At 68.8% G+C, this 14,392-nt stretch carries 12 protein-coding genes; 8 read left to right on the forward strand and 4 right to left on the reverse strand.

All coding sequences use genetic code 11. The features are described 5' to 3' along the window. Positions 1 to 36: 36 nt before the first annotated feature. Positions 37 to 2,817: a malto-oligosyltrehalose synthase gene (gene treY, locus DM194_RS13495; RefSeq protein ID WP_111068117.1), complete on the forward strand. Its 2,781-nt coding sequence runs from the start codon at positions 37 to 39 to the stop codon at positions 2,815 to 2,817. A 110-nt stretch (positions 2,818 to 2,927) separates the two neighbouring features. Here treY and DM194_RS13500 read toward each other — a convergent pair whose 3' ends face one another. Both DM194_RS13500 and DM194_RS13505 read right to left on the reverse strand, forming a co-directional pair. Continuing rightward, a complete protein-coding gene (locus DM194_RS13500) occupies positions 2,928 to 3,362 on the reverse strand; it encodes a hypothetical protein (protein WP_111068118.1) in 435 nt (144 codons plus the stop codon). 320 nt (positions 3,363 to 3,682) lie between these two features. Further along, a complete protein-coding gene (locus DM194_RS13505) occupies positions 3,683 to 4,129 on the reverse strand; it encodes a response regulator (RefSeq protein ID WP_111068119.1) in 447 nt (148 codons plus the stop codon). Positions 4,130 to 4,359: 230 nt separating this feature from the next. Here DM194_RS13505 and DM194_RS13510 point away from each other — a divergent pair, with 230 nt between their 5' ends. Further along, a complete protein-coding gene (locus DM194_RS13510; RefSeq protein ID WP_111068120.1) occupies positions 4,360 to 4,578 on the forward strand; it encodes a hypothetical protein in 219 nt (72 codons plus the stop codon). A gap of 8 nt (positions 4,579 to 4,586) precedes the next feature. On the opposite strand, the gene DM194_RS13515 is transcribed toward DM194_RS13510, so the two are convergent. After that, positions 4,587 to 5,369 (reverse strand): oxepin-CoA hydrolase, alternative type, encoded by a 783-nt coding sequence (locus DM194_RS13515; protein WP_111068121.1) that lies wholly within the window; start codon positions 5,367 to 5,369, stop codon positions 4,587 to 4,589. Then, entirely contained in the window at positions 5,366 to 5,809 is a 444-nt protein-coding gene (locus DM194_RS13520) for a PaaI family thioesterase (RefSeq protein WP_111068122.1), read from the reverse strand. The genes DM194_RS13515 and DM194_RS13520 overlap by 4 nt, the downstream gene beginning before the upstream one ends. Positions 5,810 to 5,994: 185 nt before the next feature. Here DM194_RS13520 and DM194_RS13525 point away from each other — a divergent pair, with 185 nt between their 5' ends. The 6 genes from DM194_RS13525 to DM194_RS13550 all read left to right on the forward strand — a co-directional run bounded on the left by DM194_RS13525 (position 5,995) and on the right by DM194_RS13550 (position 14,382). Continuing rightward, positions 5,995 to 6,702 (forward strand): glutathione binding-like protein, encoded by a 708-nt coding sequence (locus DM194_RS13525; RefSeq protein WP_111068123.1) that lies wholly within the window; start codon positions 5,995 to 5,997, stop codon positions 6,700 to 6,702. A gap of 176 nt (positions 6,703 to 6,878) precedes the next feature. Next, positions 6,879 to 8,123 carry a GNAT family N-acetyltransferase gene (locus tag DM194_RS13530; RefSeq protein WP_111068124.1) on the forward strand — a complete coding sequence of 415 codons (1,245 nt, stop codon included), beginning with the start codon at positions 6,879 to 6,881 and terminating at the stop codon, positions 8,121 to 8,123. Between the two features lie 15 nt (positions 8,124 to 8,138). Next, a complete protein-coding gene (locus DM194_RS13535; protein WP_111068125.1) occupies positions 8,139 to 9,326 on the forward strand; it encodes a carboxylate--amine ligase in 1,188 nt (395 codons plus the stop codon). 10 nt (positions 9,327 to 9,336) lie between these two features. Next, positions 9,337 to 10,170: a metallophosphoesterase family protein gene (locus DM194_RS13540; protein WP_111068126.1), complete on the forward strand. Its 834-nt coding sequence runs from the start codon at positions 9,337 to 9,339 to the stop codon at positions 10,168 to 10,170. 145 nt (positions 10,171 to 10,315) lie between these two features. Beyond that, positions 10,316 to 11,875 (forward strand): bifunctional metallophosphatase/5'-nucleotidase, encoded by a 1,560-nt coding sequence (locus tag DM194_RS13545; RefSeq protein ID WP_246024393.1) that lies wholly within the window; start codon positions 10,316 to 10,318, stop codon positions 11,873 to 11,875. Between the two features lie 8 nt (positions 11,876 to 11,883). Further along, a complete protein-coding gene (locus tag DM194_RS13550) occupies positions 11,884 to 14,382 on the forward strand; it encodes an ATP-binding protein (RefSeq protein ID WP_246024394.1) in 2,499 nt (832 codons plus the stop codon). Positions 14,383 to 14,392: the final 10 nt, after the last annotated feature.

Below are 14,392 nucleotides of genomic sequence, written 5' to 3' on the forward strand. Positions count from 1 at the left end.
TCCTCCGCCCTTTCCCCCTCCCAGGAGCAAACATCCATGGCCCCCGCCGCCGGCAAGCCGATCCCTCGTGCGACGTACCGGGTCCAACTGAACGGCGAGTTCGGCTTCGACCGCACAGCCGCCATCGCCGACTACATCGCCCGGCTGGGCGTCAGCCATCTCTACGCCTCCCCCTACATGAAGGCGCGGCCGGGCAGCACCCACGGCTATGACATCGTCAACCACAACGAGCTGAACCCCGAGGTCGGCGACCAGAACAGCTTCCACGATCTGGTGGAGGCGCTGAAGCGCAACAACCTCGGCCAGATCCTGGACTTCGTGCCGAACCACATGGGGGTCGGCGGCGCCGACAACGAATGGTGGTTGAATGTGCTGGAGTGGGGACCGGACAGCCCGTATGCCGGGTATTTCGACATCGAATGGGAATCGGACTACCGCTATCTGCATGGCAAGCTGCTGGTGCCCTTCCTGGGCGACCAGTATGGCGCGGTGCTGATGTCGGGTGGGCTGGAGCTTCGCTTCGATCCGGAGACCGGCAGCTTCGCCGTCTGGGCCTATGGCACCCACAAGCTGCCGGTTCGGCCGCAGGATTACGGCACCATCCTGGGCAACGACCACCCGGATCTGGAACGCATCGGCGACGCGTTCGCCCATCTCGCCTACGCCCGGCCCCATCAGATCGCGCGGGCCGGCGTTCAGAAAGCAGAACTGGCGACCCTGGTGGCGACGCGGCCGGATGTGGCCGACGCGATCAACCAGCGGCTGTCCGTCTTCCGCGGGTACCAGGGAGAGATCGACAGCTGGAGCCACCTGCACGAGCTGATCGGCCGCCAGAACTGGCGCGTCGCCTATTTCAAGGTGGCGGCCGACGACATCAACTACCGCCGCTTCTTCAACATCAACGAGCTGGCCGGCCTGCGGATGGACGAGCCGGAGCTGTTCGACCTCGCCCACCGCATGGTGCTGAAGATGGTGGAGGACGGCACGCTGGACGGCATCCGCATCGACCACATCGACGGGCTGATCGACCCCAAGGGCTATTGCGAGCGGCTGGTCGCGGCATCCTCCAAACCTTTCTATCTGGTGGTGGAGAAGATCCTGGCCCGGCATGAGCGGCTGCGCGAGGATTGGCCGATCGACGGCACCACCGGCTATGAATATGCCAACCTGATGGGCGGCCTGTTCGTCGATCCCAAGGGGGAAGAGGCCTTCACCCGCCTCTATGCCGACTTCATCGGCCGCCGCGACGATTTCGAGGAGGTGGTGCGGCAGTGCAAGATCCGCATCATGGAAAGCGAGATGGCGAGCGAGCTGAACGTGCTGTCGCGCAAGGCGTCGCGCATCGCCCGCTCCAACCCCGCCACCGCCGATTTCACCGCCAATATCCTGCATCAGGCACTGAAGGAGACCATCGCCCGCTTCCCGGTCTACCGCACCTATGTCGACGGCGGGCCCCCGCGCGATCTGGACCGCCGCGACATCGACTGGGCGATCTCCCGGGCGCGGCGGGCGGAACAGGGGCCGGACGGCTCGGTCTATGATTTCCTGCAGCGGCTGCTGACCACCGACCTGGTGGCGGCGCCGAAGAGCGGCTACAGCCACCGGCAGGTCACGCGATTCGCCATGCGCTTCCAGCAGTACAGCGGGCCGGTGATGGCCAAGGGGCTGGAGGACACCGCCTTCTACCGCTACAACCGGCTGGTGGCGCTGAACGAGGTCGGCGGCCATCCCGACCATTTCGGCGTCAGCATCTCCGCCTTCCACCGCGCCAACCAGGACCGCGCCCGCAACTGGGCCGGCAACATGCTGGCCAGCACCACCCACGACACCAAGCGCGGCGAGGACACCCGCGCCCGTCTCTATGCCCTGTCGGAGATGCCAGAGGAGTGGGAGCGGCAGGTCCAGACCTGGAGCCGGCTGCTGCGCGCCCGCCGCGGCGACGTGGAGCGCACCGCCCCGCCCGACCGCAACGACGAGTATCTGTTCTACCAGCTGCTGCTCGGCGCCTGGCCGACGGAACTGACCGGCGCCACGGTCGAGCAGATCGACCAGCCGGCGATGACCGCCTTCGCGGAACGCATCGTCGGCGCCATGACCAAGTCGATGCGCGAGGCCAAGGTCCATTCGACCTGGGCGGCGCCCAACGAAGCCTATGAGGGGGCGGTCGTCAGCTTCATCCACGACGCCCTGGACGTCACCCGCCGCAACGCCTTCCTTGAGGCCTTCCTGCCCTTCCAGGCGGTGTTGGCGCGCATCGGCATGGTCAACGGGCTGTCCCAGACCCTGCTGAAGCTGACAAGCCCCGGCGTCCCCGACATCTATCAGGGCTGCGAGCTGTGGAACCTCAGCCTCGTCGATCCCGACAACCGGCTGCCGGTGGATTACGACGCCCGCCGCGCCCTGCTGGAGGAGGTGGAGGATCTGGTGGAGCGCGGCGCCGTCCCCACCCTTCTGGAGCGCTGGACCGACGGCGCGGTGAAGCTGGCGGTGACCCGGCAGGCCCTGGCGCTGCGGACGGAAAAGCCGGCGGTCTTCGGCACCGGCGAATACCTGCCGCTGGAGGCGGCCGGCAAGTGCGCCGACCATGTCGTCGCCTATGCCCGCCGCGCGGGCGACGACACGGTGGTGGTGGCGGTGCCTAGGCTGGTCGCGCAGTTGGGCGAGAATCCCGACTGGGGTGACACCGCCATCCCGCTGCCGCGCGGCACCCGCTGGCGCAACCGCCTGACCGGGGCGGAGGTGGAGGGCGGCGAAACGGTTTCCGCCGCGACGCTGTTCGCCGATTTGCCGGTGGCGTTGCTGTCACGCGAGGGGTGAATTCCCCCTCCCCCAGGGGAGAGGGAATTTGTCCGGCCATCGACATCCGGTGCAAAAGGAAAGGGCGCGCGAATGATCGCGCGCCCGTCCCATCTGTCCGATCCCTAGGGTCAGCGGACCGTGCCGCCGGTGCCCGGGGACGAAGAACCGCCCATGGAGCCGCCGCTGGCCCCGCCCATCGAACCGGAGCGCTGCTGCGTGCCGACCGGACCGTCGGAGCCGGTGCCCATCGAGCCGCTGTTGCCCAGGCTGTTGCCACCCATGCCGCCGGTCGAGCCGGAGGAACCGGAGCCGGTCATCGAACCGCTGCCTGTCGTCGAGCCGCTGGAGCCGCTGGAACCGGCGCTGTTGCTGTCCACGCCGCCCATGCCGCCGCAGCCGAGCTGGTTGTTGTCCGTGCAAGGCGGGTTGGTCTGGTTCGAGTTGGTGGTCGAGCCGGCGCTGTTGGCCGCCGGGCTGCCGGAGATCGAATTGCTGTCGGCGGCGAAGGCCGGGGCGGCCATCAGGGCCAGAGCGGTGGCGGCGCCGATCATCAGGCTCTTCATAACGATTCCTTTCGCTGTGCCGCCCATTGACGCCAGTCTGCCGGCGGTCGGGCGGCCTTGGTTTGGGGACATCGAATTTCGTATACGAGGGCTGACTCCGACCGGGTCATGGGCGATGAGCCGTAAGCCGCTGGCCGGGTCCGTCTCCGTATTCCATGCCACCAACAGCGACGGGCCGGAATGATCGCGCCGAATTCCACCCGGCTTCCCGATCGTCCGCCGATGCCTTGGCCGGAAAGCGCCGGGGCCAGAAGGCACCGGAAACGAAAAACGCCCGCCGAAGGGCGGGCGATTTCGCGGGACGGCGTTCGGGCTGGGGGTCAGGCCGAGCGCATCTTGGGAAGGCTGGCGGTAAAGGCGGCGGAACCTTGGAAGATCTCCAGCGCCTCCGGCTTGGAGGACGGGCGCAGCCCGCCCAGGATCTCCCCGGCGGCGCCGATGGCCTGGACCAGCGCGTCCGGCATCACCGGCTTGCGCAGCAGGCCCATGGCGAAGCTGCGGGCCTCCGCCGCATGGTGATCGAAACCGGTCATCAGAAGCGACGGAATGCCGTTCTCCTGCCACAACCGCCGGGCCAGGACGAGGCCGTTCTCTCCACCCGAGAGATTGACGTCGACCAGCGCCAGGTCGGGACATTCGCGGGCGCCGACCCGCGCGGCCTTGGCGGCATCGCGCAACGGTCCGACCACGGTATAGCCCGCATTCTCCAGAACGGCCTTCACGGCCGGACCGATCAGCGGATCGTCCTCGACGACAAGCAACTTCAAGACGGCGTGCTCCCTTGATTCAACCGAGCGGGCTTATAGCCCTCTCTTTCCGGAATTCGAAGCCTTGTTCGGCTTCGATCCACTGAACCGCCCATGTTTGTCGCAGTTCCGCCCCGTTCAAGAGGTCGAAGGAGTACCCCCTTCCGACCATGCGGCCTTACTGAACAACCGGCTTGGAAACATACACCATTGCCGCCAGTTTTACTCGAACGCGTGAGAGGAAAGAAAACATGGCCTTTGTTGAACTGACAGAGATATCGGGGGATACCGTTCTGGTGAACCCCATCGCCGTCGCCTATCTGCGGGCGACGGCCGATGGCGGGACGGAACTTCACTTCACCGGCCGGGCGGAGCCGCTGCATTTGCCGGGCGCGCCGTCCGACATCGCCCGCTCCCTGGAAAACGCCGCCCCCGCACCGCCGGAGCCTACCCTGTCGTTACTGGCCTGACGGCCTGTTCAGCCGCGGGGGTAATCGGGCGCCCGCTTTTCGAAGAAAGCGGCGATGCCCTCCGCCGCCTCCGCCCCGTGCAGGGCTTCGACGAAGAAGGCGGCCTCGTGGTCGAGCTGGTCGTCGGGCGCGCCGAAACCGCTCTCAATCAGGCGCTTGGCCCGGCCGATGGCGAGCGTCGGCCCGTCGGCCAGCCGCTCCGCCCAGGCCATCGCCTCGGCGAGAGCGGTGCCGGACGCCACCACCCGGTTGACGATGGCGAGCTGCGCCAGCCGCGCCGCGCCGATCCTGCCGCCCTCGAACATGATCTCGGCCACCAGCTGCGGCGTCGCGGCGCGGGCGAGGAAAGCGGAGGCGCCGCCGTCCGGGTTCAGCCCGACCTTCACATAAGCCAGTGTGAACACCGCATCCTCCGCCGCGACGATCAGGTCGCAGCCGAGCGCCACCGAGAATCCCGCACCGGCGGCAGAGCCCTCCACCGCGGCGATCACCGGCTTGGGGCAGGCGCGCATGGCGCGGGCCCAGCCATGGAAAAGCTCCAGGCTGCCGCGCGTCGCCTCCGGGCCGGCCTTGGCGCTGCCGAGCAGCTGGCCCAGATTGCCGCCGGAACAGAACGTGCCGCCGGCCCCGGTCAGCACGATGGCGCCCACCCCCGAATCCTCGGCCGCCCGGTTCAGCGCGTCGCGGGCGGCGGCCATCATCTCCGGCCCCAGCGCGTTCCTGGTGGCCGCGTCGTCCATGGTCAGCACCATCACGCGGCCCTGGCGCGCGACGGTCAGTTGTCCGCTCATAGCTCGGTTCCCTCCCGGTTTTCGCTGCCCGGCCGGTATTTGAACATGCCTTCCGACGTTGCGATCAGGGCACCGGTGTCTCCGTGGCGGATCTCCGCCGCCACCCCGACGATCTTGCGCCCGCCGCCGCGCAGCCGGCCGGTTGCGACCAGCGTACCGGTGCGCGCCTGTCCCAGGAAACTCGTCGAGAGCGACAGCGTCACCACCCGGCGCACCCGGCCGGGGAAGGGGCAATATGTCGCCGAGAATCCGGAAGCCGTGTCCAGAAGAGTCGCCAGAACCCCGCCATGCACCACCCCGGCCCGGTTCAGGTGGCGGTCGTCGATGGCCATCGTCAGCTCCGCCTCCCCTTCTTCCCAGCGACTCAGGGCGTAACCCAGCAGGCGCTGGAATCCCGATTCCGGCTCCCCATTCAGCAGATCGTCCATACCCTGTTCCATCACGCAGCTGTTTCGTGCGCGGAGTAAAGCGCGTGCGGGCGGTCCAGGTCCACCCGGTCGCCGCGTTCGGCCGGAAGGCCGGCCATTCCGGGATCGACGGACCGAAGGGCTGCTCCGCGTCGGCGCGGGCTTGCCAGCCGGGAGGAAGCGGTTAACCTTTCCCGAAAATCACAGGAGGGTTTGGGATGATCGACCTTTATTTCTGGCCGACGCCGAACGGCCACAAGATCACGATCTTTCTGGAGGAAGCCGGGCTGGATTACCGGTTCGAGCCGGTGAACATCTCCAAGGGCGACCAGTTCAAGCCGGAGTTCCTGGCCTTCTCGCCCAACAACCGCATGCCGGCGATCATCGACCGCGCCCCGGCCGATGGCGGCGAGCCGATCACCATCTTCGAATCCGGCGCCATCCTGGTCTATCTGGCCGAGAAGACCGGCAAGTTCCTGCCCGGCGACGTGCGTGGGCGGAAGACGGTGCTGGAATGGCTGTTCTGGCAGGTCGGCGGTCTCGGCCCGATGGCCGGGCAGAACCACCATTTCGTGCAGTACGCGCCGGAACGCATCCCCTACGCCATGGAGCGCTACGTCAAGGAGACGGGCCGCCTCTACGGCGTGATGGACAGGCGCCTTGCCGACAACGCGTTCCTGGGCGGATCGGAACTGTCGATCGCCGACATGGCCAGCTATCCCTGGATCGTTCCGCACCAGCGCCAGCAGCAGGATCTGGACAGCTTCCCCAACCTGAAGCGCTGGTTCGACGCGATCAAGGAGCGGCCCGCGGTGGTGCGCGCCTATGAAAAGGGCCAGGCCGTGAACCCCAGCGGCACGCCCACCGTGAATGACGAAAGCAAGAAGATCCTGTTCGGCCAATCCGCCGATACGATCAAGCGCTGACCCTATCCGCCGGCCCGGTCCTATCCACCGGGCCGGCGCGTTGGGATAAGGTTGTGATCTTTTGCGGCCTCCTTTCGCGCTTTGCAGGATTTTGGGTGTCTCCGGCGTAGACGGGACCATTTCTGCCGCAAGTGTGTTGTTTTTGGCAGGGAATGTTATCCGGAGACGCCGCGCCGATGAGCATTTGGCCCCGCACCGACTCCGACGGCTTCGCCATCGACCCGGCGACCGGCACGGCCATCCAATCCACCGCTTCACCCACGGCCGCAATCGACATCGCCCTGCATCCGCTGCCTCCCCTGCCCGTACTGGCGCAGATCTGGACGGATCTCGAGGCACGCGCCGACTCCTCCTTCTTCCTGTCCTGGACCTGGATCGGCCCATGGCTGTCGCAGATGCCGGCGGGCATCGAGCCGCGGCTGCTGGTTGCCCGGCGGGGGAGCGACGTGGTCGGGCTGGCGGTGCTCTGCCCGCGCCGCCGCCGGCGTCTCGGCCTGCTGCCCGGCCGCTGCTGGATGCTGCACGAGACGGGCGACCGCGGTTATGACCGGCTGTTCATGGAATACAACGGCATTCTCGCCGACCGCCGCCTCGGCGACGAGGTGACGGACACCGCCCTGCACTGGCTGGGCGCACGGCTTTCCGCCAATGACGAGCTGGTTCTCGGCGGGCTGACCCTGGCGGCGGAGCGCGCAGCGAGGCGCGTGGCGGCGCGAACCGGCCATTCGCTGCAGATCCGCACCGCCGATTCCGCGCAGTGGGTGGATCTGGCGCCGGTCAGAGCCAGGGGCGGCGATTTCCGCGCCGGTCTCGGCCGCAACACGCGCGCGGCGGTGAACCGCAGCGAACGGCTCTACCGCGCCCGCGGCCGGCTGGAGTACCGCGTCGCCGCGACGGTGGAGGAGGCGCTGGCCGATTTCGCCGGGCTGGAGGTGCTGCACCAGGCCGGCTGGCAGGCCCGCGGCCAGGCCGGAGCCTTCTCCAACCCGGCCTTCCGCCCCTTCCACGAACAGTTGATCGCGCGGGGCGTGCCGAGCGGGGCGGTGCGTCTGTGCCGGATCAGCGCCGGCGGTCAGCCCATCGGCTATCTCTACAACTTCGTCCACCGCAACCGGGTCATGAACTATCAGGGCGGCTTCGCCTTCGAGACGGACAACCGGCTGAAGCCGGGATTGCTCAGCCATGTGCTGGCGATCGAGGACGCGCTGGCCCGCGGCGAGGACTGCTACGACTTCATGTCGACCCCGGCCGGGCACAAGCCGCTGCTGTCCAATGCCGAACAGCCGATGAACTGGCTGACGCTCGGCCCCGACCGGGTCAGCCGGCGGGTGGAGGCCCATTGCCGTTCGGCGCGCGGGTTGATGGTCGATGCGGTCAAACGGTCGCTGCGCGGCTGGATCGCGCCGGCAAAAAGCATCTGAAGGGGAGGCGTGCGAATGAGCAAGAGGAAGACCGGAGCGCTGGCCTGCGTGCTGGGCGACATGGATCTGGTTCGCCCGCTGGGGCTGGCGGGTGTCCGCTGCGCCGTGGTGGGCGCGCCCGGCGGCGCCACCGCCCATTCCCGCTTCACCGAACGGACGATCCCTTGGGAGGGCGGCTGCGACGACGCGCTCGTGGACCGGCTGCTGCGTTTCGGGGCGGCCCAGCCCGACAAGCCGGTGCTCTATATGGAGGAGGATGCCCAGCTGCTGATGGCGTCGCGCCATCGCGACCGGTTGGCCGCCGTCTTCCGCTTCGCACTCGCCGACGGCGATCTGGTCGAGACGCTGGTCGACAAGGGCCGCTTCCAGGCGCTTGCGGAACGGCTGGACCTGCCGGTTCCGCGCACCCGGAGGCTGCGCCCGCTGCCGGGCAGCGAGGCCCCCGACCTTGATCTGCGCTATCCCGTCATCGTCAAGCCGTTGACCCGCCGTCCGCCCTGGGACGAGATCGAAGGGCTGGGCAAGGCGATCCGGCTGGAGGGGCCGGAGGAGTTGCGCGCGCTCTGGCCGCGGCTGATCCCGGTCGGCATCGACCTGCTGGCGCAGGAACTGATCCCCGGACCGGAGACGCGGATCGAAAGCCACCATGTCTACATCGATGCCGGCGGCAACGTGGCGGGCGAGTTCACCGGGCGCAAGATCAGGACCTACCCCGTCGATTACGGCCACAGCACCGCGCTGACCATCACCGACATCGACGGCGAGGGGGCCGATGTCGCCGCGCTGGGCCGGGAGATCGCGGCCCGCATCGGTCTTACGGGCGTCGCCAAGTTCGATTTCAAGCGCGATCCCGACGGCCGCCTGCACCTGCTGGAGATCAACCCGCGCTTCAACCTTTGGCACCATCTGGGCGCCGTCGCCGGGGTGAACCTGCCGGCCCTCGTCCATGCCGACCTGACCGGCCGCCCCCGCCCCGCCCCGGCCAAGGCGCGGCCCGGCGCCTGCTGGTGCCACATCAGCAAGGACCGGCTGGCGGCGCGCGACAGCGGCCTGTCCACGGCGCGCTGGCTCGCCTGGGTCGCGCGGTGCGAGGCGAAGGCGATCACCCCCGACGACCCGATGCCCTTCCTGCGCCCGAAGCTGGACCGGCTGCTCGCCCGCTTCTCCGGCGGCGCCCGCACGCCCCGCCTCGCCAAGCCGTGACCGCGAAGCCATGAAGATCGCCCTGATCTCCGACATCCACGCCAATCTGGAGGCCTTGCAGGCGACGCTCGACGCCATCAGGGCCGAAGGGGTGGAGCGCATCGTCTGCCTGGGCGACATCGTCGGCTACAACACCGATGCCGCCGCCTGCATCACCCTGCTGCGGCAGGCGGGCGCGGTCTGCATCGCCGGCAACCATGACCGGGCGGTGACCGGCGTCATCGGGACCGAGGGGTTCAGCGGTCCGGCGGCGCGCGCCGTCGAGTGGACCCGGCGGAGGCTGGACGAGGAGAGCCGCGCCTTCCTGTCCGGCCTGCCGCTGACCGCCGTGGTCGATGGCGCGCTGGTCGCCGTCCACGGCGCCCTGCACCCGGAGGTGGGGAAGGAACTGGTGCGGCTGGATGACGACGCCAAGCGCGCCCTGAGCCTCCAGGCTTTGGCGGAGCATCCCTCGGGGGTGCGGGTCTGCGCCTTCGGCCACACGCACCGCGCCGGTCTGTGGGAGTGGCGCGACGGCTCGGTGCGGTCGATCCCGCTGGACGGCGGCGCGATGCTGCGGCCCGATGCGGTCTATCTGCTGAACCCCGGAACGGTGGGGGAGCCGCGCGGAACGGACCAGCGCGCCTGTTTCGCCTGTTTCGACAGCGCTGCCGGGCGCGTCACCCTGCACCGCGCCGCCTACGCGCGCGGGGCGGCGCTCGCCAAGACGCGGCGGGCCGGGCTGGCGCCGCGTTTTGCCTCAGTGCCGGCCCCGTTGCGCATGAAGTTGATTGAAATCCTGCGTATTCTCGGCATGTACGAATGGATAAAGCGGGCACTGCCATCCCGCGTGCCATCAATATGACAGTCCCGTAACGCGGCTTTGCTTCTACAGCGGCACCGAAACGCGCATAATCCCGCTGGGGGGCCAATGGTGACGCCGGGCTATGGACAAAATCGGTATTGGAAGCGGCGCTGCCGGCGGGATCCGGTCCCGGCCCGGCAGGCCATTGTCATCCCTGATCGCCCCGCTCGCGCTGGGACTTTCCCTGTGCCTTGCGTTCGGCGCCTTCCCGTCGCACGCCCAGCAGGCTGATCCCGCGGCGGCACCGCCGGCCGGGCAAAGCGACACGGTCAAGCTGACCATCCTTTACGCCCAGGGCACCACCGAGCTGGAGGAAACCGGCGGACGCGGCGGCATGGCCCGTCTGGCCGGGGCGATCCGGCAGGAACGGAACGCCCAGCGGCATGTCCTGGCCCTGCATGGCGGCCAGACGCTGGCGCCGTCGGTTCTGGCGTTCTACGACCAGGGCGCGCACATCATCGACCTGCTGAACGGCATGACCATCGATGCGATGGCCGCGCTGAACCGCGAATTCCACCATGGCGACGACCAGTTGAGCGCCCGCGCCTTCGAGGCCGGCTTCCCGATCGTCACCACCAACACGGTCGACCGCTCGACCGGCCGCACGCCGGACGGGCTGGAAGAGGCGGTGGTGCTGACCGCCGGCCCCCTACGCATCGGTGTGCTGGCGGCGACGCCCGTGCTGACGGGGGAGACCACCCGGACCCAGCGCACGGAATTCCACGATCCCGTCGCCGCCCTGACCGCCAAGGCCGCGACGCTGCGGGAGGAGGGGGTGGATCTGGTGGTGGCGATGACCGGCTATGCCGGCGACACCCACCGCAGCATCCTGGACGCCCGCCCCGCCGACATCGTGCTGTACCAGGACCGCAGCCGCCCCTTCGCCGTCGACTATGACGGGCATTTCCTGTCCGCCGCCGTGGGTCCGCAGGCGGGTTGGGTGCTGGCGCTCGACCTGACGGTGGAGCGGACGGCGCGGGCCGATGGCAGGACGCAGGTGAGCTGGGCCCCCTCGCCCCGCCTGATCGACACCGCCGCCGTCGCGCCCGATGCCGCCACCGACATCCAGGCCAAGGCCTATGCGGCGCGGCTGGACACCATGCTGAGGATGGAGGTGGGACGTCTCACCGGTCCCATCGACACCCGCAAGGAATCGGTGCGCACCGGCGAGAACGCCTTCGCCAACGCCGTCGTCGACATGCTGCGGACGGCGCTGGAGGCCGATGTGGCGCTGATCAACGGCGGCGGCATCCGCGGCGACCGCCGTTATCCGGCCGGCGCCCTGCTGACCCGCCGCGACATCTATACCGAGCTTCCCTATCACGATGTCGGCGTGGTGCTGGACGTCACCGGGCAGCAGCTTTGGGATGCGGTGGAAAGCGGCGTGTCGGCGGTGGAGCAGTTGCAGGGCCGCTTTCCGCACCTGTCCAACGCCCGTGCCGAGATCGACCTGAGCCGCCCGCCCGGCCAGAGGCTGCGCAGCCTGTCGGTCGGCGGCAAGCCGGTCGGCCTTTCCACCCGCTACCGGCTGGGAACCAGCAGCTTCCTCGCGGCCGGCGGCGACGGCTACGGGATGCTGGCCGGGACTCCGCGGCTGGTGGAGGACCGCAACACGGACTTCGTCTCCACCCGGTTGATCGGCGAGATCGCCCGCGATGGGGAATTCGCTCCGCGGCTGGACGGCCGGATGACGGTGAGGCGGTGATGAACGGCATGGCTTCCACGATCGCCGACAACCCGCCGCGGACGGGCGCATTGATCCAACCGGGGAGCCAGGCGGGGAGCCAGGCGCAGGCGCGGCAGGCGCCGCAATTCCCGCCGCCGAACCGGCCGCGCCGCTTCGGCATCGCCCTGCGCATCACGCTGGGGCTGTCGGTGATGGCCCTGCTGGTGGTGCTGATCGGCGGCGTGTCGATATCGTCCTTCCGCCTGTTCCGGGCGGAGGTCACGGCGCTGTCGACCACCACCCTGCCGGAAGTCATCGCCAGCGCCGATCTGCACGGATCCCTGCAGAAGCTGGTGGCGAAGCTGCCGCGGCTCGCCGCCGCCAACACGACCCCGGAGCGCCGCTCCATCTATGACGGGTTGGTGACGGAGCTTGAATCGATGCAGTTCCTCGTCACCCGCATGCGCGGGCTGATGAAGGAGGGCGGCCATGAGGAGGGCGAGCGCAACGGCAATGTCCGCCTGCTGGAGCAGACCCGCTCCACCCTGCTGATCCTGGCTGCCACCGTCGCCGACCTGAATGCCGAGGTCACACGCCAGATCGAATACGGCGACCGTCAGGCCGAGGCGGCGCGGGAATTGAGCCGGCTCGCCGCCTCCATCGAAACCATGCCCGGCACCGGCGCCTGGGCGGTCCGCGTCGGCGCGCTGATGACACGGGCCGCGGGCGCCACGCAGCTGGACCATCTCAGCCGGCTGAAGGGCGAGGCGCGGGCGGCCGAACGCACGCTGGCGGATCTGGCGCGCCTGTCCGCCAACACGCCGGATCCGACCGGACAGATGATGTCCACCGTGCAGGAGGAGCTTTTCTCCCTCCTGGTCGCGCCGGGCGGGCTGTTCCACAGCGCCATCGACCGGCTGCAGGCACGCAACCGCGCCCAGGCGCTGACCGCGCAGGCCCGCGTGCTGGTGGAGACGGTCGAACGGTCCACCCGCACGCTCAACGATTCCATCCGGGCGCAGTCGGCACAACGCACCGATGCCCTGGTCGAACTGATCGCCGAGCGGTCGCGCACGGTAATGATGCTGGCCGGCGCGTCGATCATCCTGGCGGTCGGCGTCTACTTCATCTTCCGGCATTTCCTGTCTTCCCGCCTGGTGGCGATGAACCAGGCGGTGCTGGCCCGTCTGTCGGCAAGCCATGAGAGGCCCGGCCGACAGCGTAGCGACGGGACGGCGCCGCCCGTTCCGGGGGTGAAGGAGCCGGTTCCGGTGGATGGCGACGACGAGATCACCGATATCGGCGCTTCCATCCGCTATTTCATCGACGAGATCGACCGGCGCCAGCAGGCGCTGGCCGAGAACGAGCGGCGGTTCCGCGATCTGGTCGAGGGATCGATCCAGGGCATCATCATCCACCGCGACTTCCACCCGCTCTATGCCAACGACAGCTTCGCCGCCATGCTGGGGCTGACGGTGGCCGAGGTGATGGCCCTGCCGTCTTTGCTGGCACTGGTGCCCGCGGAGGAACGCAATGGATTGATCGACAACTACGACCGGCTGCTGGACGGCGGGTCCACGCCGCGCCGCCGCATCCGCGCCTGCCGTCCCGACGGCGGCAGTCTATGGGTGGAACTGACCGGCCGGCGCGTCGATTGGATGGATGGTCCGGCGATCCAGGCGGTGGTGGTCGACGTCACCCGCGAGGTGGAGGCGGAGAATGCGCTGCGCCAGTCGCGCGACGCCGCCGAACGCGCGCTCTGCGAGCTGAAGGCGACGCAGGCCAGCCTGATCCAGGCGGAAAAGATGGCCTCGCTGGGCCAGCTGGTCGCCGGCGTGGCGCATGAGGTCAACACCCCCATCGGCATCACCATCACCGGCGCCTCCCAGCTGCAGTCGCTGATCGGGGAGCTGTCGGACCGCCATGCCGCCAGCGCGCTGAGGAAATCCGATTTCGAGCGTTTCCTCAGCGACAGCATGGAAATGGCGAACCTGATCCTGTCCAACAGCACCCGCGCCGCCAATCTGGTGCAGAGCTTCAAGCTGGTCGCCGTCGACCAGTCCAGCGACGAACGCCGCGCCTTCCTGCTCCGCGACTATATCGACGAGCTTCTGCGCAGCCTGCATCCGACCTACAAGTCGCGGACGGCGCTGACCATTTCCGTCGACTGCCCGGTGGACCTGGAGCTGGACGGCTATCCGGGCGCGCTGTCGCAGATCCTGACCAACCTGATCATGAACGCGCTGATCCATGCGCTGCACCCGGAACAGCCCGGCAGCATCGCCATATCCGCCCTCCCTTGCGACGGAGACATGGTGGAACTGTCGGTGGCCGACGACGGCAACGGCATCGCGCCGGAGGTTCTGCCGAAGATCTTCGATCCCTTCTTCACCACCCGCCGCGGCAGCGGCGGCAGCGGGCTTGGGCTGCACATCGTCTACAATCTGGTGACCGGCCGCCTGCACGGCACCATCGGGGTGGAGAGCCGCCCCGGCCACGGCACCCGCTTCACCCTGCGCTTCCCCCGGATCACCGACGCCGCGTGACGGACGGGCA

It is taken from the genome of Azospirillum ramasamyi (genome assembly GCF_003233655.1).
Classification (GTDB): Bacteria; Pseudomonadota; Alphaproteobacteria; order Azospirillales; family Azospirillaceae; genus Azospirillum; species Azospirillum ramasamyi.

Coding starts and splice junctions, on each gene's coding strand:
- treY (WP_111068117.1), top strand. CDS start 37: ATGGCCCCCGCCGCCGGCAAGCCGATCCCTCGTGCGACGTACCGGGTC.
- DM194_RS13500 (WP_111068118.1), bottom strand. CDS start 3,362: ATGAAGAGCCTGATGATCGGCGCCGCCACCGCTCTGGCCCTGATGGCC.
- DM194_RS13510 (WP_111068120.1), top strand. CDS start 4,360: ATGGCCTTTGTTGAACTGACAGAGATATCGGGGGATACCGTTCTGGTG.
- DM194_RS13515 (WP_111068121.1), bottom strand. CDS start 5,369: ATGAGCGGACAACTGACCGTCGCGCGCCAGGGCCGCGTGATGGTGCTG.
- DM194_RS13520 (WP_111068122.1), bottom strand. CDS start 5,809: ATGGAACAGGGTATGGACGATCTGCTGAATGGGGAGCCGGAATCGGGA.
- DM194_RS13525 (WP_111068123.1), top strand. CDS start 5,995: ATGATCGACCTTTATTTCTGGCCGACGCCGAACGGCCACAAGATCACG.
- DM194_RS13530 (WP_111068124.1), top strand. CDS start 6,879: ATGAGCATTTGGCCCCGCACCGACTCCGACGGCTTCGCCATCGACCCG.
- DM194_RS13535 (WP_111068125.1), top strand. CDS start 8,139: ATGAGCAAGAGGAAGACCGGAGCGCTGGCCTGCGTGCTGGGCGACATG.
- DM194_RS13540 (WP_111068126.1), top strand. CDS start 9,337: ATGAAGATCGCCCTGATCTCCGACATCCACGCCAATCTGGAGGCCTTG.
- DM194_RS13550 (WP_246024394.1), top strand. CDS start 11,884: ATGGCTTCCACGATCGCCGACAACCCGCCGCGGACGGGCGCATTGATC.